General features: G+C 66.1%; 19 protein-coding genes. 5 read left to right on the top strand and 14 right to left on the bottom strand.

From position 1 onward, the window contains the following. Nucleotides 1–69: 69 nt before the first annotated feature. From HV793_RS01365 to cyoA, 5 genes are read right to left on the bottom strand one after another with little or no spacing between them, the layout of a single operon-like run. Complete coding sequence (locus tag HV793_RS01365) at nucleotides 70–849, bottom strand: SURF1 family protein (RefSeq protein WP_125473163.1); 780 nt, start codon at nucleotides 847–849, stop codon at nucleotides 70–72. Next, the gene (cyoD, locus tag HV793_RS01360; RefSeq protein WP_054451713.1) at nucleotides 849–1,253 is read right to left on the bottom strand and encodes a cytochrome o ubiquinol oxidase subunit IV; all 405 of its coding nucleotides are present in this window, start codon (nucleotides 1,251–1,253) and stop codon (nucleotides 849–851) included. The genes HV793_RS01365 and cyoD overlap by 1 nt, the downstream gene beginning before the upstream one ends. After that, a complete protein-coding gene (gene cyoC, locus HV793_RS01355; RefSeq protein WP_054451712.1) occupies nucleotides 1,250–1,891 on the bottom strand; it encodes a cytochrome o ubiquinol oxidase subunit III in 642 nt (213 codons plus the stop codon). Before cyoC ends, cyoD begins: the two co-directional genes overlap by 4 nt. Next, nucleotides 1,884–3,887, bottom strand: a complete 2,004-nt coding sequence (gene cyoB, locus HV793_RS01350) for a cytochrome o ubiquinol oxidase subunit I (RefSeq protein WP_054451711.1) — start codon at nucleotides 3,885–3,887, stop codon at nucleotides 1,884–1,886. Before cyoB ends, cyoC begins: the two co-directional genes overlap by 8 nt. Before the next feature lie 55 nt (nucleotides 3,888–3,942). Next, the gene (gene cyoA, locus HV793_RS01345; RefSeq protein ID WP_054452277.1) at nucleotides 3,943–4,983 is read right to left on the bottom strand and encodes a ubiquinol oxidase subunit II; all 1,041 of its coding nucleotides are present in this window, start codon (nucleotides 4,981–4,983) and stop codon (nucleotides 3,943–3,945) included. A 211-nt stretch (nucleotides 4,984–5,194) separates the two neighbouring features. On the opposite strand from cyoA, the gene HV793_RS01340 reads away from it, so the two are divergent. Further along, nucleotides 5,195–6,517 (top strand): MFS transporter, encoded by a 1,323-nt coding sequence (locus HV793_RS01340; RefSeq protein ID WP_054451710.1) that lies wholly within the window; start codon nucleotides 5,195–5,197, stop codon nucleotides 6,515–6,517. 13 nt (nucleotides 6,518–6,530) lie between these two features. On the opposite strand, the gene HV793_RS01335 is transcribed toward HV793_RS01340, so the two are convergent. Continuing rightward, nucleotides 6,531–7,574, bottom strand: coding sequence for a histone deacetylase family protein (locus tag HV793_RS01335; RefSeq protein ID WP_175212513.1), 1,044 nt, complete (start codon nucleotides 7,572–7,574; stop codon nucleotides 6,531–6,533). Nucleotides 7,575–7,683: 109 nt separating this feature from the next. After that, nucleotides 7,684–8,265, bottom strand: a complete 582-nt coding sequence (locus tag HV793_RS01330; RefSeq protein ID WP_054451708.1) for an XAC2610-related protein — start codon at nucleotides 8,263–8,265, stop codon at nucleotides 7,684–7,686. 146 nt (nucleotides 8,266–8,411) lie between these two features. Here HV793_RS01330 and HV793_RS01325 point away from each other — a divergent pair, with 146 nt between their 5' ends. Beyond that, nucleotides 8,412–8,813 carry a hypothetical protein gene (locus HV793_RS01325; protein WP_054451707.1) on the top strand — a complete coding sequence of 134 codons (402 nt, stop codon included), beginning with the start codon at nucleotides 8,412–8,414 and terminating at the stop codon, nucleotides 8,811–8,813. 6 nt (nucleotides 8,814–8,819) lie between these two features. Here the strand turns inward: HV793_RS01325 and HV793_RS01320 are convergent, their stop codons facing one another. From HV793_RS01320 to HV793_RS01310, 3 genes are all read right to left on the bottom strand, one after another. Then, complete coding sequence (locus HV793_RS01320; protein ID WP_175160205.1) at nucleotides 8,820–9,449, bottom strand: hypothetical protein; 630 nt, start codon at nucleotides 9,447–9,449, stop codon at nucleotides 8,820–8,822. A gap of 54 nt (nucleotides 9,450–9,503) precedes the next feature. Then, nucleotides 9,504–9,902, bottom strand: coding sequence for a hypothetical protein (locus HV793_RS01315; RefSeq protein ID WP_054451706.1), 399 nt, complete (start codon nucleotides 9,900–9,902; stop codon nucleotides 9,504–9,506). An 84-nt stretch (nucleotides 9,903–9,986) separates the two neighbouring features. After that, complete coding sequence (locus HV793_RS01310; protein WP_054452273.1) at nucleotides 9,987–10,880, bottom strand: LysR family transcriptional regulator; 894 nt, start codon at nucleotides 10,878–10,880, stop codon at nucleotides 9,987–9,989. 107 nt (nucleotides 10,881–10,987) lie between these two features. On the opposite strand from HV793_RS01310, the gene HV793_RS01305 reads away from it, so the two are divergent. Further along, on the top strand, nucleotides 10,988–11,986 hold the full coding sequence (locus HV793_RS01305) for a TerC family protein (RefSeq protein WP_119449458.1): 999 nt from the start codon (nucleotides 10,988–10,990) through the stop codon (nucleotides 11,984–11,986). Between the two features lie 125 nt (nucleotides 11,987–12,111). Continuing rightward, nucleotides 12,112–12,885, top strand: a complete 774-nt coding sequence (gene tam, locus HV793_RS01300; protein WP_054451705.1) for a trans-aconitate 2-methyltransferase — start codon at nucleotides 12,112–12,114, stop codon at nucleotides 12,883–12,885. On the opposite strand, the gene HV793_RS01295 is transcribed toward tam, so the two are convergent. The 3 genes from HV793_RS01295 to HV793_RS01285 are packed head-to-tail and all read right to left on the bottom strand — an operon-like array spanning nucleotide 12,860 to nucleotide 16,911. Then, the gene (locus HV793_RS01295) at nucleotides 12,860–14,326 is read right to left on the bottom strand and encodes an efflux transporter outer membrane subunit (protein ID WP_054451704.1); all 1,467 of its coding nucleotides are present in this window, start codon (nucleotides 14,324–14,326) and stop codon (nucleotides 12,860–12,862) included. The two genes, tam and HV793_RS01295, sit on opposite strands and share 26 nt — an antisense overlap. Then, nucleotides 14,323–15,378: an HlyD family secretion protein gene (locus HV793_RS01290; RefSeq protein WP_082400784.1), complete on the bottom strand. Its 1,056-nt coding sequence runs from the start codon at nucleotides 15,376–15,378 to the stop codon at nucleotides 14,323–14,325. Before HV793_RS01290 ends, HV793_RS01295 begins: the two co-directional genes overlap by 4 nt. 15 nt (nucleotides 15,379–15,393) lie before the next feature. Beyond that, entirely contained in the window at nucleotides 15,394–16,911 is a 1,518-nt protein-coding gene (locus HV793_RS01285) for an MFS transporter (protein WP_054451702.1), read from the bottom strand. A gap of 270 nt (nucleotides 16,912–17,181) precedes the next feature. On the opposite strand from HV793_RS01285, the gene HV793_RS01280 reads away from it, so the two are divergent. Next, the gene (locus HV793_RS01280; RefSeq protein ID WP_054451701.1) at nucleotides 17,182–17,559 is read left to right on the top strand and encodes a DUF4148 domain-containing protein; all 378 of its coding nucleotides are present in this window, start codon (nucleotides 17,182–17,184) and stop codon (nucleotides 17,557–17,559) included. Here the strand turns inward: HV793_RS01280 and HV793_RS01275 are convergent. Beyond that, nucleotides 17,552–18,349 carry an AraC family transcriptional regulator gene (locus tag HV793_RS01275; RefSeq protein WP_175212512.1) on the bottom strand — a complete coding sequence of 266 codons (798 nt, stop codon included), beginning with the start codon at nucleotides 18,347–18,349 and terminating at the stop codon, nucleotides 17,552–17,554. The genes HV793_RS01280 and HV793_RS01275 overlap by 8 nt on opposite strands. Between the last annotated feature and the right edge of the window lie 14 nt (nucleotides 18,350–18,363).

The following is an 18,363-nucleotide window of genomic DNA, read 5'->3' as shown; positions in this document are numbered from 1 at the left end:
AGCACGCGAGCATGTAGCTCAGCGCTGTTCCCAGCCCTCATTGTAGGACACCGGCCGCAGCCGGCGGATTCAGCCCTTGCGGCGCGCGCGCTTTTCCTCGCGCACGAAGATGAAAACGCCGACCAGCACCATGGCTGCCAGGGCGTACCAGGTGATGGCGTAGCTCAGGTGATTGTTGGGGAAGTTCAGCACCGTCAGGCCGCCGACGGGAGCGGTGCGCCCGCTGCCGTCCTTGCCCGTCGCATCGGCGTCGATGAAGTAGGGGGCCACGTCGGTCAGGCCGCGCGCCGCAGCGATGGCGGGCAGATCGCGCGAGTACCAGAGGTTGGTCGCCGGATCGTTGTTGCGCAGGAAACCATGAGCCGGCTCGCCCATGCGCAGCAGGCCGGTGACGCTGGCTTCTTCGGGCGTTTGTTGTATGGCCGACTTGCTTTTGCGCCATTCGGGCAGCACGAAGCCGCGGTTGACCAGCACCGTGCCGCCTTCGGGCAACTGCAGCGGAGTCATGACCCAGTAGCCGCTGCCCAGCTCGGTCGCGGCCTGCACCAGGGTCTGGCGGTCGTACAGATAGGTGCCCTTGGCGGTGACGCGGCGGTATTCGGCGTTGTCGGAAGTCAGCGCGGGCCATTCGGCCTGGGCCGGCGCCGGCGTGGGCGCCGCATGGGCGCGTTGTTCGACCTGCGCGATCAGGGTGCGTTTCCAGGCCAGCCGGTGCACCTGCCAGGTGCCCAGGGCGCAGAGGCCCGCAAAAATGGCAACAGCAAGCACCCCCAGGATGACCAGGGTAACTTTGCTGCGCGGATTACGGGAGGAGGTGTCGCGGGAAGTGGAGTCGTTTACTGCGGCCATCAGGGCATTTTCCGCATGTCGTGTGTGGACATGGGCATCATATTGGAGTCGAGGTGGTACATGATCCAGATGGATCCGCTGAGCGTGATTACGACCAGCACCAGCGTGAATATTAACGCCAACATGTTCCAGCCGCTTTCGGACTTGGTGTCCATGTGCAGGAAGTAGATGATGTGGACCACGATCTGCACCGCGGCGAACGCCAGGATCACCAGCGCGGTGGTCCGGGACTGAGAGAAGACCTGGTTCATGACCAGCCAGAACGGGATGGCGGTCAGGATGGCCGCCAGCACGAAGCCGGTCATGTAGCTTTTGAAGGTGCCATGGGCGGCGCCGTCATCGTCGTCGTGGTGGTCGTGGCCGCCGTGGCCGTGATCGGCCGGATGATCCAGGTGCGCGGTCATGGCAGCACTCCCATCAGGTACACGAAGGTGAAGACGCCCACCCAGATCAGGTCCAGGAAGTGCCAGAACATGGACAGGCACATCAGGCGGCGGCGGTTTTCGGGGATCAAGCCGTGCATCTGGACCTGGATCATCATCGTCACCAGCCACACGATGCCGAAGGTGACGTGCAGCCCGTGGGTGCCGACCAGGGTGAAGAAGGACGACAGGAAGGCGCTGCGCTGCGGGCCGGCGCCCTGGTGGATCAGGTGCGCGAATTCGTACAGTTCCAGCGACAGAAAGCCCAGCCCCAGGATGCCGGTCACGGCCAACCAGAGCTGGGTGGCGCCGACGCGGTTGCGCCGCATTTCCAGCATCGCGAAACCGTAGGTGATGGAAGACAGCAGCAGCAGCGCGGTATTCACCGCTACCAGCGGCAGGTCGAACAGGTCCGCGCCGGAAGGGCCAGCCGCATAGTTGCGTCCCAGCACGCCATAGGTGGCGAACAGGCAGGCGAAGATGAGGCAATCGCTCATCAGGTAGACCCAGAACCCGAGCAGGGTCCCGTTCTTGGGGTGGTGTTCGCCCGGGACGTGGAACATGGGCTCCGCGGGCGGCGCGGCGCCGCCGGGCAGGTTGGGGGCCAGGGTATCAGACATTTTTCGCTAGCAACCTTGTGCGGGCGTCTTCGGCGCGCACGACCTCTTCGGCCGGCACGTAGTAGTCGCGCTTGTAGTTGAAGGTGTGAATGATGGACACCAGTATCAGCGCCGCGAACGACAGCACGGCCAGCGGCCACATATGCCAGATCAAGGCGAAACCCATCACCACGCTGATACCCGCCAGGACGATGCCCGCCCAGGTGTTCTTGGGCATGTGGATGGGAATGAAGCCCTGCTGCGGCCGCAGGTAGCCGTGCTGCTTCATCTGCCACCAGGCGTCCTGGTCATGCACGCGCGGCGTGAAGGCGAAGTTGTAGTTGGGCGGGGGCGACGATGTCGACCATTCCAGCGTGCGGCCGTCCCAGGGGTCGCCGGTGTCGTCGCGCAGCGACTCGCGGCGGCGATAGCTGACCACCAGCTGGATCAGGAAGCTGGCGATGCCGCAGGCTATCAGCAGCGCGCCGAAGGCCGCCACCTGGAACCAGATCTGCAGGGACATGTCCTCGAAGTGATTCACGCGCCGCGTCACGCCCATCAGCCCCAGCACATACAGCGGCATGAAGGCGACGTAGAAGCCCACCAGCCAGAACCAGAACGAGCACTTGCCCCAGAACGGATCGAGCTTGTAGCCAAAGGCCTTGGGAAACCAGTACGTGATGCCGGCCATCAATCCGAACAGCACGCCGCCGATGATCACGTTGTGGAAGTGCGCGATCAGGAACAGGCTGTTGTGCAGGACGAAGTCGGCGGGCGGCACGGCGAGCAGCACGCCCGTCATGCCGCCGATCACGAAGGTCACCATGAACCCCAGGGTCCACAGCATGGGGACCTCGAAGCGGATGCGGCCGTGGTACATCGTGAACAGCCAGTTGAAGATCTTGGCGCCGGTGGGGATCGAGATGATCATGGTGGTGATCCCGAAGAACGAGTTCACGCTTGCCCCTGATCCCATGGTGAAGAAGTGGTGCAGCCACACCAGGTACGACAGCACCGTGATCACGACCGTGGCGTACACCATGGACGCATAGCCGAAGAGGCGCTTGCGGCAGAAGGTGGAGACCACTTCGGAGAAGATGCCGAAGGCCGGCAGGATCAGGATGTAGACCTCGGGATGGCCCCAGATCCAGATCAGGTTCACGTACATCATGGCGTTGCCGCCGAAGTCCGCCGTGAAGAAGTTGGTGCCCACGTAGCGGTCCATGGACAGCAGCGCCAGCACCGCGGTCAGCACCGGGAAAGCCGCCACGATCAGCACATTGGTGCACAGCGCGGTCCAGGTGAAGATGGGCATGCGCATCATGGTCATGCCCGGCGCGCGCATCTTGACGATGGTGACCAGCAGGTTGACGCCGGAAAGCAGTGTGCCTACCCCCGCTATCTGCAGGGCCCATATGTAGTAATCGACGCCCACGTCGGGGCTCTGGAGGATCCCCGATAATGGCGGATACGCCAGCCAGCCGGTACGCGCGAATTCACCGACGAACAGCGACATCATGACCAGGATGACGCCGCCCGTGGTCATCCAGAAGCTGAAGTTGTTCAGGAACGGAAAGGCCACGTCGCGCGCGCCGATCTGCAAGGGCACGATGTAGTTCATCAGGCCCGTGACCAGCGGCATGGCAACGAAGAAGATCATGATCACGCCGTGCGCGGTGAAGATCTGGTCGTAGTGGTGCGGCGGCAGGTAGCCCATGGAATCGCCGAACGCCACCGCCTGTTGCAGGCGCATCATGATGGCGTCGGCGAAGCCGCGCAGCAGCATCACGATGCCCAGGATGACGTACATGATGCCGATCTTCTTGTGGTCGATGCTGGTGAACCACTCGCGCCACAGATAGCCCCATTTGCCGAAGTAGGTGATGGCGCCCACCACCGCGATGCCGCCGATGGCGACCGCGATGAAGGTGAAGAGCAGGATCGGTTCGTGGTAGGGAATGGCTTCCCAGGTCAACTTACCGAAGATCAGCTTGGTGAGGTCTGGTTGATCAGGCATCTCGATTCCAGCAAAAAGACCGCAATTTCACGAAGCCCCGTGCGCCAGCGATCCGCTACAGGACCAGTCCTTCGGTAGCGGTGCACATCGCGCCCACATACTTGCGCGGCGCGCCGGTCAGGCCCAGGCGCTCGCGCGTTCCGGCGTCCAGCGTGGTGACATTGAGCGCGCCGGGTATGCCCATGCCGCCTTGCGCGTCGATCGCCATCGCGTCGCGCATGCACATGCGGTTGGGTTCCACGCAGCGGTTGACGATCGCCTCGAACAGGCCGGGCGCGCTGGACGCATAGCGTTGCACCGGGTTGCGTTCGCTGGGTTGCTCCAGCTTCAGGTAGGTTTCGCGGCTGAGCGTGGCGTTGGAGGCGCGGGCGTCAGCCACCCATTTGTCAAAGCCCTGCTGATCCACGCCGTGGAACTTGAAGCGCATGCCGGAAAAGCCCGAGCCGCTGTAGTTGGCGGACAGGCCTTCGTATTCGCCGGGATGGTTGATCACCGCGTGCAGGGTAGTCTGCATGCCCGGCATGGCGTAGATCTGGCCCGCGAGCGCGGGCACGAAAAAGGAATTCATCACGGTGGACGACGTGATCTTGAACTGGATGGGACGGTCCACCGGGGCCGCCATTTCGTTCACCGCGGCGATGCCTTGTTCGGGATAGATGAACAGCCACTTCCAGTCCAGCGCCACGACCTCCACGACTAGCGGCTTGGTGCCGGCCGGCACTTCGCGGCCTTCGGACAGGCGCACTAGCGGGCGGTAAGGATCCAATTGGTGCGTGCTGACCCAGGTGAGCGCGCCCAGCGCGATGATGATCAGCAGCGGCGCGGCCCAGATCAGGAGCTCCAGCATGGTGGAGTGATTCCAGTCAGGGTCATAGTGCGCTTCCTTGTTGCTGGCCCGGTAGCGCCACGCGAACACGAAAGTCAGGAGGATCACCGGCACGATGATCAACAGCATCAAGCCGGTGGAAATGATGATCAGGTTGCGCTGCTGCAAGGCGATGTCGCCCGAGGGCGAGAGCAGGACTGCATTGCATCCGGCGAGCAATGGCAGCGCGGCAACCAGGACCAATCCGCGGAACCTTGGGAAGGACGGCATGACCATACCCCGAAACGTAACCGTGGGAAGTAAACGCAACACTACGCTGGAAGCCGCGAAAAATCTAGGGTAAAAAGAACAAAAATGTGCAGGGCGACGCGCGCAGACCAGGGCTGCATCCCAATGACGGAGCGGCTCTGCGCGATATGGGCTGCAGGCGCGCGGGTGTGTTTCAGGATCTGTTCCGAACCTCCTTTCAGCGAGCATTCACATGGCGACCACCACGCAATATCCCGGTCATGCTCCCTCACTCCCCGCGGCCGGCGGCGGTAGCCACGCCAAGGTGGCGCCAGGGGAAATCGCGGTGGGCGTGGTGGTGGGGCGCGCTTCCGAATACTTCGATTTCTTCGTCTTCGGCATCGCCTGCGTGCTGGTTTTTCCGCAGGTCTTCTTCCCCTTCGAACCGCGACTGGAAGGCACGCTCTGGTCCTTTGTCATCTTCTCGTTCGCCTTCATCATGCGGCCCATCGGCACGGCGCTCTCGATGGCGGCGCAGCGGCGCTGGGGGCGTGCGACCAAGCTCACCATCGCCCTGTTCCTGCTGGGAACGGCTACGGTGGGCATGGCCTTCCTGCCGGGCTACAACGTCATCGGCGCGCATGCGATCACGCTGCTGGCGGTGTTCCGCTGCCTGCAAGGGCTGGCGCTGGGCGGGTCATGGGACGGCTTGCCGTCGCTGCTGGCGCTGAATGCGCCGCCCAACCGCCGCGGCTGGTATGCCATGCTGGGGCAGCTGGGCGCGCCCGTGGGCTTCATGGTGGCCAGCGCGCTGTTCCTGTTCCTGCACGTGACGCTGACCGAAGCCGATTTCCTGGAATGGGGCTGGCGCTATCCCTTCTTCGTGGCGTTCGCCATCAATGTGGTGGCGCTGTTCGCGCGGCTGCGCCTGGTCGTCACCGAGGAATACACGCAGCTGCTGGAAGAGGGCGAACTCGAACCGATCAGCGTTGCGCAGATGGTGCGCGAGCAAGGCTACAACCTCTTCATCGGCGCATTCGCGGCGCTGGCCAGTTATGCCTTGTTCCATCTGGTCACGGTGTTTCCCCTGTCCTGGATTGCGGTCAGCGCTACCCAGCAGATCCAGGACGTGTTGATCGTGCAGATCGTCGGCGCGGTGCTGGGCATACTGGGCACCATTGCCTCGGGCTGGCTGGCCGACCGCATCGGACGGCGCACCACGCTGGGCCTGCTGGCCCTGCTGATTGCCGTGTTCGCGCTGTTCACGCCCTGGCTGCTGGGCGGCGGGCCCAAGGCGCAGGATGCGTTCATCCTGGTGGGCTTCGTGCTGCTGGGGCTGTCCTATGGCCAGGCTTCGGGCACTGTCACCGCGAACTTCACGCGGCGCTTCCGCTATACCGGCGCTGCGCTGACCTCCGACATGGCATGGCTGATCGGCGCGGCATTTGCGCCGCTGGTCGCGTTGGGCCTGTCCGCGCGTTTCGGGCTGGTGGCGGTCAGCGTCTACCTGTTGTCGGGGGCTGCCTGCACGCTGCTGGCGCTGCGTATCAACAAGGTGCTCGAAACGCGCGACTGAAAGCGTCTGCCGTTCAGCCTGCGTAGCCTTCCAGCACGTTGGCGACGTTGACGCCCACGTCCGCCACGGCGTAGCCGCCTTCCATCGTGAACACCGCCGGCAGGCCCAGGCCTGCCAGCAGGCGGCCCACGTGCAGGTAGTCGGCGCTCTTGAGCTGGAACTTGGAGATGGGATCGCCTTCGTAGGTGTCCACGCCCAGCGCGATCACCGCTGCGTCAGCCTTGAAGGCGCGCACGGCGGACAGCCCTTGTTCCAATGCCCGCGTCCAGGCGGCGAAACCGGTGCCGGCGGGCAGCGGCAGGTTCAGGTTGGCGTCCAGGCCAGCGCCTGCGCCGCGCTCATCGGCGTAGCCCAGGTAGAAGGGGTACTCGGTGGTCGGGTCGCCGTGCACCGATACGGTCAGCACGTCGGCGCGTTCATAGAAGATGCTCTGCGTGCCGTTGCCGTGGTGGTAGTCGACGTCCACGATGGCAACGCGTTCGGCGCCGGCTTCCCGCAGCGCTTGCGCGGCCAGCGCCGCGTTGTTAAGGAAGCAGTAGCCGCCAAAGAAGTCAGGGCCCGCGTGGTGGCCGGGCGGGCGCGTGAGCGCCATGGCGACGCGAGGGCCGCTCGCCGCCGAAACGGCGCGCGCGGCGTCGATGGCGCAGGCGGCGCCTGCGGTGGCGGCCTCCCAGGTGCCCGCGGTCAGCGGGCAGCCGCTGTCGAACGAGAACAGGCCGACCCGCGCGGCGAAGTCGGTCGGTTCGATGTCGTGGCGGAATCCGCGCACGGGCCAGACCGAAGGCAGGATGTCGAGGCCGGCATTGGCCGGATCCAGCGCCACCCAGTCGCGCCAGGCCGTTTCCAGGAAGTCCACGTAGCGCGGGGCGTGCACGCGCTTGACCAAGCCCAGGTCCGCCGCCGATGGCGTGCGCAATGCGCCGATGCCGCGCTGGTTCAGCGCTTGCAGCACGTACTCCAGGCGCGCCGGGGTTTCGTGACAGGGCACCAGCTTGCCGCGGAACATTTCCTGTCGGCCAGCGTGTTTTTCGTGGACAGGGTTGTGGAAAATCAGCACGGCGGGGGTGTCCTCGGACGTAGAGCCTGGTGGGCGGAAGCGCAACTATAGCGGCCGCGGCGTTTGCGGCGCCATTGCGCAGGGGGGGATTTTCGGGGGGATTGGCGCCTTAGCGGCCAGTCCGCGCGGCGCATGTGGCGCCCTTGGCGCCGGGATGCGGAATCTTGCGCTCCGATTCGCCTTCGCGCCGGGTCCAGGAAATGATCCGCGCCGAGCCGTCCGGGCACACCCGGTACTGCTCGAAGCCATAGGTGTCGGCGCTGTAGCGGCACGCCACGGAAATAATGGGCTTGGCCGCGTCGAATTCGGGATTGACGAAGCCGCGGCATGGGCTGGCCACTGCATCGGGATACGGGATCTCTTGGTAGCGCCCGTCCTGGGGGCGGTACAGGAAGATGCGCGAAATCGCTTGCGTACTGCCGCCAGTCTGCCCGATGACGAAGTCGAGGTAGCCGTCATGGTCGACGTCCACGTCCTGGAACTGGTCCACCTCCTCGTCGCCGGAGATGTCCGCGATTTGCTGAGCGGACCCGTCCCCCACGCGTACGCTCAGGCGCTGTTGCGGCAACTCGGTAATGGTCACCACGGCAGGCAGGCCGGGCCGGACAGCGTACGAGTAGTCGCGCGCGGCGGCATCCTGGCCGGGCATGAAGAGCGCGGCCAGTGCCGCCAGCGACAGGAATCCTTTCATGCGGGCGCCCTCCGCGCCGTGAACTCGGTGAGGCATTATGCCGCAGCGGCTTGCGGGGAAACCAGGACTTGCCGCCCGGCGGGCGGCGCAGGATCCTGGGTAGAATTCCAAGATACGCAAGATTGCCGCGACGCGCTCCGCCCGCCATGAATTTTCCGTTTCCCATCCGCCAAGAATGTCCGCCGGGCGCCTGTATGTGTGACCGTGACCGGCTGCTGGCCGATCCGTCTGCCGACGTCCGTGTGTTGCGGCTGACCAAGGAAGAGGAAAAGCGCCTTGTGGCGCGGTTGGAGAACATCTCCAGCCTGGAGGACCTGCGCGCCATGCAGGGACGTATCCATGCGCAATTGGGCATCGTGATCCACATCACGCCCAGCGAGAACGAGGTGCGCACCTCGCGCGGCATTGCGATCCAGCTGGAGGACCAGCTGGGGTTGTGCCGCAAGACGCGCACGGCGATTCCCGCCGCCATCCGCCGCGGTTTCGATAACCGGCCCGAGATCGTCTATGCGCTCCTGAACGAGCGCGACCTGCTCAGCGGCACCTGAACGCGTTCAGGATTTCTTTGCTCCGGCGGCCGCGCCGCAGGGCGCCAGCGGCACCACGTCGGCCGGCGTGCGGCCGGCATCCGGGCGCGTCGCGTCGCGCTTCTTGCCCAGGGTGACGGGGTAGATCAGCAGCACGGCGCTCCCGGCTTCCAGCTTGGGATCCTGTTTGGTGCCATAGGCCACTGTCCAGCCGCGTACGGCCAGCGGAGCCAGGGTGTATTGCAGGGCTGAGCCCGGCGAAACGTGCGCCACCTTGCCGGCGAACAGATCCTGCTGGTGGGTTTCCGCGCCATTGGCGGTGACATAAGTGGCGATGCTGACCAGCGCGGCGGCATTGCCGGGACGTCCCAGCACGGCAGTCTTGTACTTGCCGGCAGGGATGTCGGTCAGATTGACGGTGAGAGGACCGGCCGCGTGGCCGCTGGAATCCAGGCTGACGCCGTTGACTTCGGCGCGGGCCAGGGGCGCCGTGCCGGTGTTGCGCACGCGCACGCTGTATTCCCCGGAAGTGCCCGTGACCGTGCAGACCTCGACGCCGTAGGCGGAGCGCACGGGGTGCGCCTGCGCCGCCGTGGCGGCCATGGCCAGCAGGGCCGCCAGCAACAGCTTCGGGGCAGGGGAATGAACGGTGGGCACGGTACGCTCCTCTTGTAAGGGGCAGCGCGCCGGGTTGCCGCGTTGCCTGCCCTATTACACCACTTGGCGGCCGGGCGCCGCGGCTTGCTCGCGCTTGCCGGCCAGCCAGTGGAGGATCAGCGCCAGCACCAGCAGGCCGACGATGATGAAGCCCCAGAAGATCCAGGCCAGTACGGAGATCAGCGTGCCGAGGCTGCCGGCGAAGGGCAGCATCTGGTTCAGGCCCTGTGCGGCCCAGACCAGGCCGCCCTGCAGCGTCTGCAGCCAGGCGGGGTCGACCCAGGCCGCCGCCCAGGCGGGCGGAACCCATTGCGAGGTATCCAGCGCCGTGCCGGGAACCTGGGTCGTGGCGATGGTCGACAGGACCCAGTTGGTCAGCTGCAGCGTCAGCGCAACCAGCCCGGTCCAGAGTGCTGCAAGCACGGCGAAGGCGAGCCAGATGATCTTTTTCATTGAGGTGGTACTCCGATGTTTCAAAAGAGGGTCCACGATAAGGCGGATTCTATTTCTGAAAAACCAGCGTGGTTGTGACAAACGTTAAGAAAAAACCGAAGTTTTTGCCTTGGCGAGCACGATCTGGACCAGCGGATGGTGCTGCCCCCGGCGGTTGCGGATGGCGTGGATTTCCTCGTGCACGTCGTCGCAGCGGGCAAGGGGACGCAAGCCCCGCAGCACGCCGATATCGCCGCCGCCCAGGCGGCTGAGCGGAAACACGCCCAGGCCGCGGGCCGCGAATACCGACATCAGGGCGCTGTCCTCGAATTCACCGACCACGTTGGGATAGATGCCTTGTTCGGAAAACCAGCGGTCCAGCGTCTGGCGCAGCACGGAATGGCCGGTGGGCAGCAGCACCGGCAGGCGTTCCAGGCAGCGTGGAAAGTCCAGGGTGTCGGCCTTGCGCACCAGCTTGGCGGGACCGTACCAGTCCACTGGCGACGAGACCAGGCGGTCGCTGGTGAGGCGCAGGTTGGGGTTGGCGGGCGCGCCCTGGCCGGCCAGCACCAGGTCCAGGTGATGCTGGGCAAGTTCGCCCAGCAGTTCCTCGACCTCGCCTTCGTGGCACGTCAGGCGCAGGTCCGGCGTGTGCAGCACCGGGCCCAGCAGGGCCTGCGCGGCCAGTTTGGAAATGCCGTCCGACAGGCCCACCGACAGGCGTATGACGGGCTTGGTGGCGGCGGCGCGGACTTCCTGGGGCAGCATCTGGCCGATCTGGAAGATCTCTTCGGCGCGGGCGAAGGCGGCCTCGCCCGCGTCGGTCAGCGCCACGCCGCGCCCGGCCGGCTTGAGCAGCTGGTGGCCCAGGTTTTTTTCCAGTTCGCGCACTTGCGCGCTGATGGTCTGGATGGCCATGTCCAGCCTTTCGGCGGCGCGGGAAAAGCCGCCTTCCTTGGCGACCATCCAGAAGTAATACAGGTGTCGATAATTGAGCATGGCAGGAATCACTTCGGTTTTTTCGAACCTTAACTCACTTTCAGGCTGATTTCTCCATCGGCCTCGGATCCGGATCATGAGCCCCTTCGAACACAAGCGGGAACATCATGGACACCTTGCTCACCTTACTCTCCGCCGATTTCTTCGGCACCCCGGCCTGGAGCTGGCTGCTATTCATCGGCATCGTGGTCGCCTTGCTGGCCTTTGACCTGGGCGTGCTGCACAAGGAAGACCGTGAGATCGGCGTGCGCGAGAGCCTGTTGCTTTCGGCTGGCTACATCACCGCGGCGCTGCTGTTCGGCGCCTGGGTCTGGTGGCAGATGGGTTCCGCCAGCGGCATGGCCTACTACACGGGCTTCATGATCGAGAAGTCGCTGTCGATGGACAACGTCTTCGTGATCGCGCTGATCTTCAGTTTCTTCGCGATTCCGCGCCAGTACCAGCACCGCGTGCTGTTCTGGGGCATCCTCGGCGTGATCGTGCTGCGCGCCATCATGATAGGCCTGGGCGCGGCGCTGGTCAGCAATTTTGGCTGGCTGCTGTATCTGTTCGGCGCCTTCCTGGTGTTCACCGGCATCAAGATGTGGATGATTGCGGACCAGACGCCGGATATTGCGTCCAATCCGATCCTGAAGTTCCTGAAGCGCCGCATGCGCGTCACGGAAGGGCTGCGCGGCAACGCGTTCTGGGTGATGGAGACCGATCCCGCCACGTCGAAGAAGGTGCGTTGGGCTACGCCGCTGTTGCTGGCGCTGGTGTTGATCGAGTTTGTGGACCTGTTGTTCGCGGTGGACTCCGTGCCGGCAATCTTCGCCATCACCACAGACCCGTTCATCGTCTACACCAGCAACATCTTCGCCATCCTGGGCCTGCGTGCGCTGTACTTTGCGCTGGCTGCGATGATCCACCGCTTCCATTACCTGAAGTACGCCCTGGCTCTGGTCCTGGTCTTCATTGGCGGCAAGATCTTCCTGGTCGGTTTCATCGGCAAGGTGCCGGCTGCCTTGTCCCTGTCGGTAACCTTCGGCCTGATTGCTGGCGGCGTGTTGTTCTCGCTGTGGAAAACCCGCTCGGACGCCTCCAAGCAGGAACTCGCGGCTGAATAATCCCGCGACCAGAGGCAAAGCGCCCGCCATATCCAACGGATATGGCGGGCGCATTTTTTGGGATTTGTCGCGCCTGTGCGGCGGGCGTAGAGTGCTGGACAGTCCAAAAGCCGCAAGGAGCCGTCATGACCAGTTGGTCCGCCAAACAGTATTCCGCCTTTGAAAACGAACGCACCCGTCCGGTGCGGGACCTGGTCGCCGCCTTGCCCAACCAGGACGTGAAGCGCGCCGTGGACCTGGGCTGCGGCCCCGGCAACTCCACCGAAGTGCTCGCCAGCCGCTACCCCGACGCCGAAATCAGCGGCATGGACAGCTCGGAGGACATGCTGCAGTCGGCGCGAAAGCGCCTGCCGGGGCTGCAATTTGAACTGGCCGACATCGCCACGTGGAATCCGCCCGAGACCTACGACGTGATCCTGGCGAACGCCGCGCTGCAATGGGTGCCGGACCACGCGACGCTGTATCCGCGCCTGGTCGGCAAGCTGGCTCCGGGCGGCAGCCTGGCGGTGCAGACGCCGGATAACCTGGAAGAGCCGGCCCACCGCCTGGCGCGCCAGGTGGCAGGCGAAGCGCCCTGGGCCGCCGCCATCGGCGGATTCAAGCATCCGCCGCGGCACAGCGCGGCCTGGTACTACGAACTGCTCAAGCCGCATTGCGGCCTGCTGGACGTGTGGCGCACGACTTATCATCACCCGCTGGCAGGCGCGGCGGCGGTCGTGGAGTGGTTCAAGGGCACGGCGCTGCGGCCCTACCTGGACCGGTTGGACGCCGCCGGGCAGGCCAGTTTCCTGGCCCGCTACCAGTCGCTGATCGAAGAGGCCTATCCGGCGCTGGCCGACGGCACGGTGCTGCTGCCGTTCCCGCGGCTGTTCATCATCGCGGGGCCGAAGCAGGGCTGAGACCCGCAGCGGGCGGTTCCCAGCCGCCGCCCAGCGAGCGGTACAGATCCACCAGCACCAGCGACACCGCGGCCTGGGTCGACACGCGGGCCTGGTCGCTGGCCAGCACCGCGTTCTGCGCGCTGAGCACGTTCACGAAGTCCGACGCGCCCGCGGCATATTGGCGTTGCGCGTTGAGCAACGCCTGGCGGGCGCTCTCGGAGGCGCGCTCCAGACTCACCCGGGTCAGTTGCTGCGCCTGGTAGGCGGTCATGGCGTTGTCGACTTCATGCCAGGCATTCAACACGGTCTTCTGGTACAGCAGCGCGGCTTCCTGAGCTTGCGATTCGCGCAGCCGCAGCCGGCCTCGCAGCCGGCCGCCCTGGAAAATGGGAATCTGCAACGCGGGGCCGACGCCGAAGACGCCGGCATTGTCGGAGTCCAGGTCTCGCAACTGCAGGGCTTGCAGGCCGAGGTTGCCCGATAGCGTGATGCGCGGATAGAAATCGCCCTCGGCCACGCCGATGGCTGCGACGGCCGCATGCAGATTGGCCTGGGCGCGGCGGATGTCGGGCCTGCGTTCGGCCAGTTCGCTCGGCAGCCCGACGGGGACTTGCAGCGGACCGCCCGGTATCGGGCCCACCGCCGCCAGGCGCGGTTGCAGCGCGCCGGGCGGTTGCTCCAGCAGCAGCGCCAGCGCATTCATCAGCTGTTCGATGCGCAGCACGAGCGGCGGCACGCCGGCTTCGATGGAGGCGGCCTGCGCATCGGCTTGTGAAACGTCCAGTTCGGTGGCGACGCCTTCGCGCTGGCGCAGGCGGGTCAGCGCCAGGTTGCGTTCGGCATTGGCGAGCGTTTGGCGCAGCACGTCCAGCTGGTTCTGCGTGCCGCGCAGCAGGATGTAGTTGCGCGCCGTTTCGGCGCGGATGGCCAGGACCACGCCGCGCTGCGCCTCCAGCGCCGCCTGGGATTGGGCGCCGGCCTGTTCGACTTCGCGCCGCACGCGGCCCCACAGGTCCAGTTCCCAGCTGGCGTCCACGCCCGCTTGCCACAGGTTGAATGAGGACTTGCCGCCGTGGCCCGAAGGGTCGGCCAGGCCGACCTCGCTGTTCTGGCCGCGCTTGTAGCTTGCGCCCGCACCGACGGCGGGCAGGCCGTCGGCTTCGGTCACGCGCAAGGCCGCGCGGCTTTGCAGCAGGCGTTCGTGGGCGATACGTATGTCCAGGTTGGCCTCGGTCGCTTCGGCGATCAAGGCGCTCAGGGTGGGATCGCCGAAGCTGTCCCACCAGGACGTGTTCACATCTTGCGGCACGGGGACGCTGTCCGCGGCGGAGGCGTCGGGTACTCGCCACTGCGCGGGCAATTGCGCCTGGGGAGCCTGAAAGTCGGGGCCCACGGCGCAGCCTGCCAAGGCGGAAAGTGTGCAGGCCAGCATGGCATTGAGCAAGCGGCGCGGGATCATTGCGTGGACTCCTCTGCCGCGGCGCCGGTATCGACCACGGCTTCGACGGACATGCCGGCGCGCAGCGGCGGCGCGCCTTCGGCCGGCGCATCCAGCACGATCTTGACGGGCAGGCGCTGCGCGACCTTGGTGAAGTTACCGGTGGCATTGCTGGGGACTACCGGTGAAAAGCTCAGGCCCGTGGCTGGCGCGATGCTCTGGACGCGGCCGCGCAGCGGCGTATCCGGATAGGCGTCGACCGTGATGGTCGCGAGCTGGCCCGGACGCATGCGGGTCAACTGCTTTTCGCGGAAGTTGGCCACCACATAGGCTTGCTGCAGCGGCACCACTGCGAGGATGGGCGTGCCCGGGCTGACGTAGGCGCCCACGCGCAGCGAGCGCCGGCCGACGATGCCATCGATAGGGGAGACGACCTGGGTATGCGACAGATTGAGTTCCGCGCGGTCCTTCAGGGCCTGCGCGCGCAGCAGCCCGGCCTGTGCCGCCTCGCGGTTGGCTTCCAGCACGTCGCGCTGCTTGCGAGCGGCTTGCAAGGTAGCTGTGTGTTCGGCTTGCCGAGCCTGCGCCATGTCCAGCCGGCTGCGCGCCTGTTCATAGGCTTGCTGGGTGCCCGCGCCCTCGCTGGCCAGCCTGCGGTGGCGTTGGGCCTCGCTTTCGGCATAGCGGATGTCCGCCAGGTCGGCGCGCGTGACGGCGACGGCCTGCTCGATCACGGCCTGCTGGCGTTCCAGGGTGGCGGCCGCGTCCGAGAGGCGCGCCGCCGCCACCGCGAGCTCGGCGCTTGCGGCCGCCAGCGCGGCCTGATGGTCGCGGTCGTCGATGCGGGCAAGCAGTTGGCCCTGCTTGACGGCCTGGTTGTCTTCGACCAGCACGGCGTCGATGAAGCCGGACACCTGCGGCGCGACGATGGTGTGATCGGCGACGACGGTGGCGTCGTCGGTGGATTCAGCGGCGCCGGTGGCGGACCATGACCAGCCCGCATAGGCCAGGAGGACCAGGGCGCCGAGGGCGCCGGCGCGGGGAAGGGGAGAAGTCAAAAGAGGGAATGGCATGATATGGACTCGATTTCAGGCCGCGGCGCGCGGAGGGTAGATCCGGGTCGCGACGAAGGGGATGAGCAGGATGAGGAGCACGGCCACGCCGGCCATGCACAGATAGAGGTCGGCGGAGGTCAGCACGGCGGCCTGCTCCTGGATGCGGCGGGACAGCGCCGCAGCGTTTTCGCCGGCCGTGCTCAGCGGAAAGTTGCCCAGCTGGTCGGCCAGCATGCTGGAGTGGTAATTGCGGCGCGAGGTGGTCAGCGCGTCCAGCAGGCCGGTGGCGGCCACCGCGGCAAAACCCTTGATGGTGTTGAACCACGATGAGGCCCAGGGGCCGTCCTGCGGCGCCAGGCCGCCCGTGGCCAGCATCAGCAGCGGGATCACGGCCATGGGCTGGGCGAAGATCTGCACGGCTTCGAGCAGATAGAACTGCTCGCGCGACCAGACGGGCGTCAGCTGCGACCCCAGCAGGCAGGATACGGCCAGCAGCCCGAGGCCCGAGGCCAGCACCCAGCGGCAATCCACCTGGCGCAGGTTGCACAGCGCCGCGACCAGCGGCAGCGCGATCAGCTGCGGCAGGCCCATGGTGAGCAGCACCGGCGCCGTTTCCAGCGGCCGGTAGCCGCGCAATTGCGCTAGGAACGACGAGGGAATCAGGATCACGCCCAGCAGCACGATCAGCACGCCGCCCAGCGTCAGCAAGGCATGGCTGAGATTGCGGTGGCGCAGGAGCTGGATCTTGAAGAACGGCAGGGGATGCGACCATTCGTTGACCATGAACAGCACCATCAGCACGCCGCCGCCGCCCAGCAGCACGGAGATCAGCGGCGAGTTGAGCCAGTCCAGCCGGTCGCCCTGCAACAGGCCGATGACCAGCATGGACAGCGCCGGGGCGCCCAGCAGCAGGCCGCGCCAGTCGAACAGGCGCAAGCGCTCGAGCTTGAGCGGATCCTGGGGCAGTCCGCGCCAGACGGCCCATGCGGCGAGCGCCGCGGGAGCGACGATCAGCCAGAAGGCCCAGCGCCAACCCAGCACCTCGGTGCAGAAGGCCGCCAGCGGTATGCCCAGGCTGGGCGCGAAGGTGGCCGTGAGGGCGTAGCCGCCCAAGCCGTAGAGCTTGATGCCTGGCGGCAGGAAGCGCAGCGCCACCGTCATGAGCATGGGCGGCAGCGCGCCGCCCGCGAGGCCTTGCAGCGTGCGCAGGAACAGCAGCACGGGCAGGTTGGGCGCAAACGGGCAGAGCGCGCCGAACAGCGCGAAGGCGGCCAGCGCCGTGACCGTGAAGCGGCGCAATGAAAACGTGACCGAGCACCAGGGCGCGAACGCCATGGCGCATACCGACGCCGCCGCGTAGACGGCGACGAACCAGGTGCCCTGGTCGTAGCTGATGCCCAGCGCGCCGCGGATGTCGGGCAGCGCCATCTTGGTCACGTTTTCGTTGAGCCCAGCGAGGATCACTGCCAGCAGCACGCCGAGCAATCCGGTCAGGATGCGCCAGCCGAAGGCCGCAGCAGCGGGCGGGGTGGGGGGAGCGGCGGCCGTCATGATCGTGGGCCGCCCCTGCCCGGAGATGAGGAAGACAACATGGAATAGCGTCCTTGGATAACAGGAGCTATTCAGTCTAGGTAGATGCGGGGGGCGGAAAAACCATCCCTGGATCAACCCACCCTTGCGCCCGACGCAAGGGTGCGTGGGGTGCTGCGCGGGTGTGCGGCGAGGCTTGCGCGGCGGGCAATCTTCGATTGCGCCGCGCGGGATTTATCCCGGCGGGCAGGCGAACGAATATTGCAGCACTCGTTAACCGCAGAGGATTTCATGAATACATTTCGACTCTCCGTCCTGGCGCTGAGCATGGCGCTCGTCGGCGCCGCCGCGCATGCCGAAGGCAAGACCCGTGAACAGGTGCGCGCAGAACTGATGGAAGCCAAGGCCGCCGGCCTGGTGACTTATGGCGAACAGCAATACCCGGTGGATCTGCCTCATGTCAGCACCAAGACCCGCCAGCAGGTGCGCGAAGAACTCGACGCCGCGCGCGCGGCCGGCCTGGTCACGTATGGCGAACAGGATTATCCGCCCGCGCTGCCGTCGCAATCGGACAAGACCAGGGACCAGACGGTCGCGGAACTGCGCGAGGCGCGCCTGCGCGGCCAGATGAAATCGGGCGAACTGGACTATCCGCCCGCCGTCAATTGATACCGTCGGCCTTGTCCGCGAAGTAGCGGGCAGGCGTCTTGCCCAGCGTCTTGCGGAACATGGTGATGAAGGCGCTGACGGACTCGTAGCCCAGGTCTTCCGCCGTGCGCTGCACCGAGATGCCCGCGGACAGGCGCTGCAAGGCCTGGATGATGTGCATCTGCTGGCGCCAGCGGCCGAAGCTCATGCCGAGCTCCTGCTGCACCAGGCGCGCCAGCGTGCGTTCGCTCATGGCGATGCGCCTGCCCCATTGCGCCACCGTGCTGCGGTCGGCGGGATCGGCGTGCAGGGCATCGGCGATTTCACGCAGGCGCGGGTGTTCCGAAATGGGCAGGTGCAGTTGTTCGGCCGGCATGCGCGCCAACTGCTCGACCAGCACTTCAGCCAGCTTCCGGTTGGAAGGCGTGGCGGTGTCCTGCGGAGCCAGGTCGGCCAGGTAGACGACCAGTTCGCGTACCAGCGGCGAGATCGCCAACGTGCAGCACTGTCCAGGCAGGCCCGCGGCGTCTGGCGGTACGAACAGGAAACACACCCGGCCGTTCTGCGTGACGCGGTTGCTGTGCGGCACGCCGCCAGGAATCCAGACGCCGCATTGCGGCGGCACCATCCACAGGCCTTGCGGCACGGAGCAGGTCACCCCGCCCTGCAAGGACAGCACCAGCTGTCCCATTGCGTGCCGGTGCGGCGGGGATTCCTGATCGTTCTCGTCCGCGTGCACGCGCATGGCATAGGTCCATTGCGAGTCGATATCGGGGTTGAAGAACGGGGCGGGATCGTCCAGGCGGTGCATTGAATATCACCTTG

It is taken from the genome of Achromobacter aegrifaciens (assembly GCF_902859965.1).
GTDB classification, from domain to species: Bacteria; Pseudomonadota; Gammaproteobacteria; order Burkholderiales; family Burkholderiaceae_B; genus Achromobacter; species Achromobacter aegrifaciens.
This window is presented reverse-complemented; position numbering and strand designations above follow the sequence as displayed.

Coding starts and splice junctions, on each gene's coding strand:
- cyoA (WP_054452277.1), bottom strand. CDS start 4,983: ATGCCGTCCTTCCCAAGGTTCCGCGGATTGGTCCTGGTTGCCGCGCTG.
- HV793_RS01285 (WP_054451702.1), bottom strand. CDS start 16,911: ATGACGGCCGCCGCTCCCCCCACCCCGCCCGCTGCTGCGGCCTTCGGC.
- HV793_RS01340 (WP_054451710.1), top strand. CDS start 5,195: ATGGCGACCACCACGCAATATCCCGGTCATGCTCCCTCACTCCCCGCG.
- HV793_RS01315 (WP_054451706.1), bottom strand. CDS start 9,902: ATGAAAAAGATCATCTGGCTCGCCTTCGCCGTGCTTGCAGCACTCTGG.
- cyoB (WP_054451711.1), bottom strand. CDS start 3,887: ATGCCTGATCAACCAGACCTCACCAAGCTGATCTTCGGTAAGTTGACC.
- HV793_RS01325 (WP_054451707.1), top strand. CDS start 8,412: ATGAATTTTCCGTTTCCCATCCGCCAAGAATGTCCGCCGGGCGCCTGT.
- HV793_RS01280 (WP_054451701.1), top strand. CDS start 17,182: ATGAATACATTTCGACTCTCCGTCCTGGCGCTGAGCATGGCGCTCGTC.
- HV793_RS01365 (WP_125473163.1), bottom strand. CDS start 849: ATGGCCGCAGTAAACGACTCCACTTCCCGCGACACCTCCTCCCGTAAT.
- HV793_RS01310 (WP_054452273.1), bottom strand. CDS start 10,880: ATGCTCAATTATCGACACCTGTATTACTTCTGGATGGTCGCCAAGGAA.
- HV793_RS01295 (WP_054451704.1), bottom strand. CDS start 14,326: ATGATCCCGCGCCGCTTGCTCAATGCCATGCTGGCCTGCACACTTTCC.
- HV793_RS01305 (WP_119449458.1), top strand. CDS start 10,988: ATGGACACCTTGCTCACCTTACTCTCCGCCGATTTCTTCGGCACCCCG.
- HV793_RS01275 (WP_175212512.1), bottom strand. CDS start 18,349: ATGCACCGCCTGGACGATCCCGCCCCGTTCTTCAACCCCGATATCGAC.
- HV793_RS01290 (WP_082400784.1), bottom strand. CDS start 15,378: ATGCCATTCCCTCTTTTGACTTCTCCCCTTCCCCGCGCCGGCGCCCTC.
- tam (WP_054451705.1), top strand. CDS start 12,112: ATGACCAGTTGGTCCGCCAAACAGTATTCCGCCTTTGAAAACGAACGC.
- cyoD (WP_054451713.1), bottom strand. CDS start 1,253: ATGACCGCGCACCTGGATCATCCGGCCGATCACGGCCACGGCGGCCAC.
- cyoC (WP_054451712.1), bottom strand. CDS start 1,891: ATGTCTGATACCCTGGCCCCCAACCTGCCCGGCGGCGCCGCGCCGCCC.
- HV793_RS01330 (WP_054451708.1), bottom strand. CDS start 8,265: ATGAAAGGATTCCTGTCGCTGGCGGCACTGGCCGCGCTCTTCATGCCC.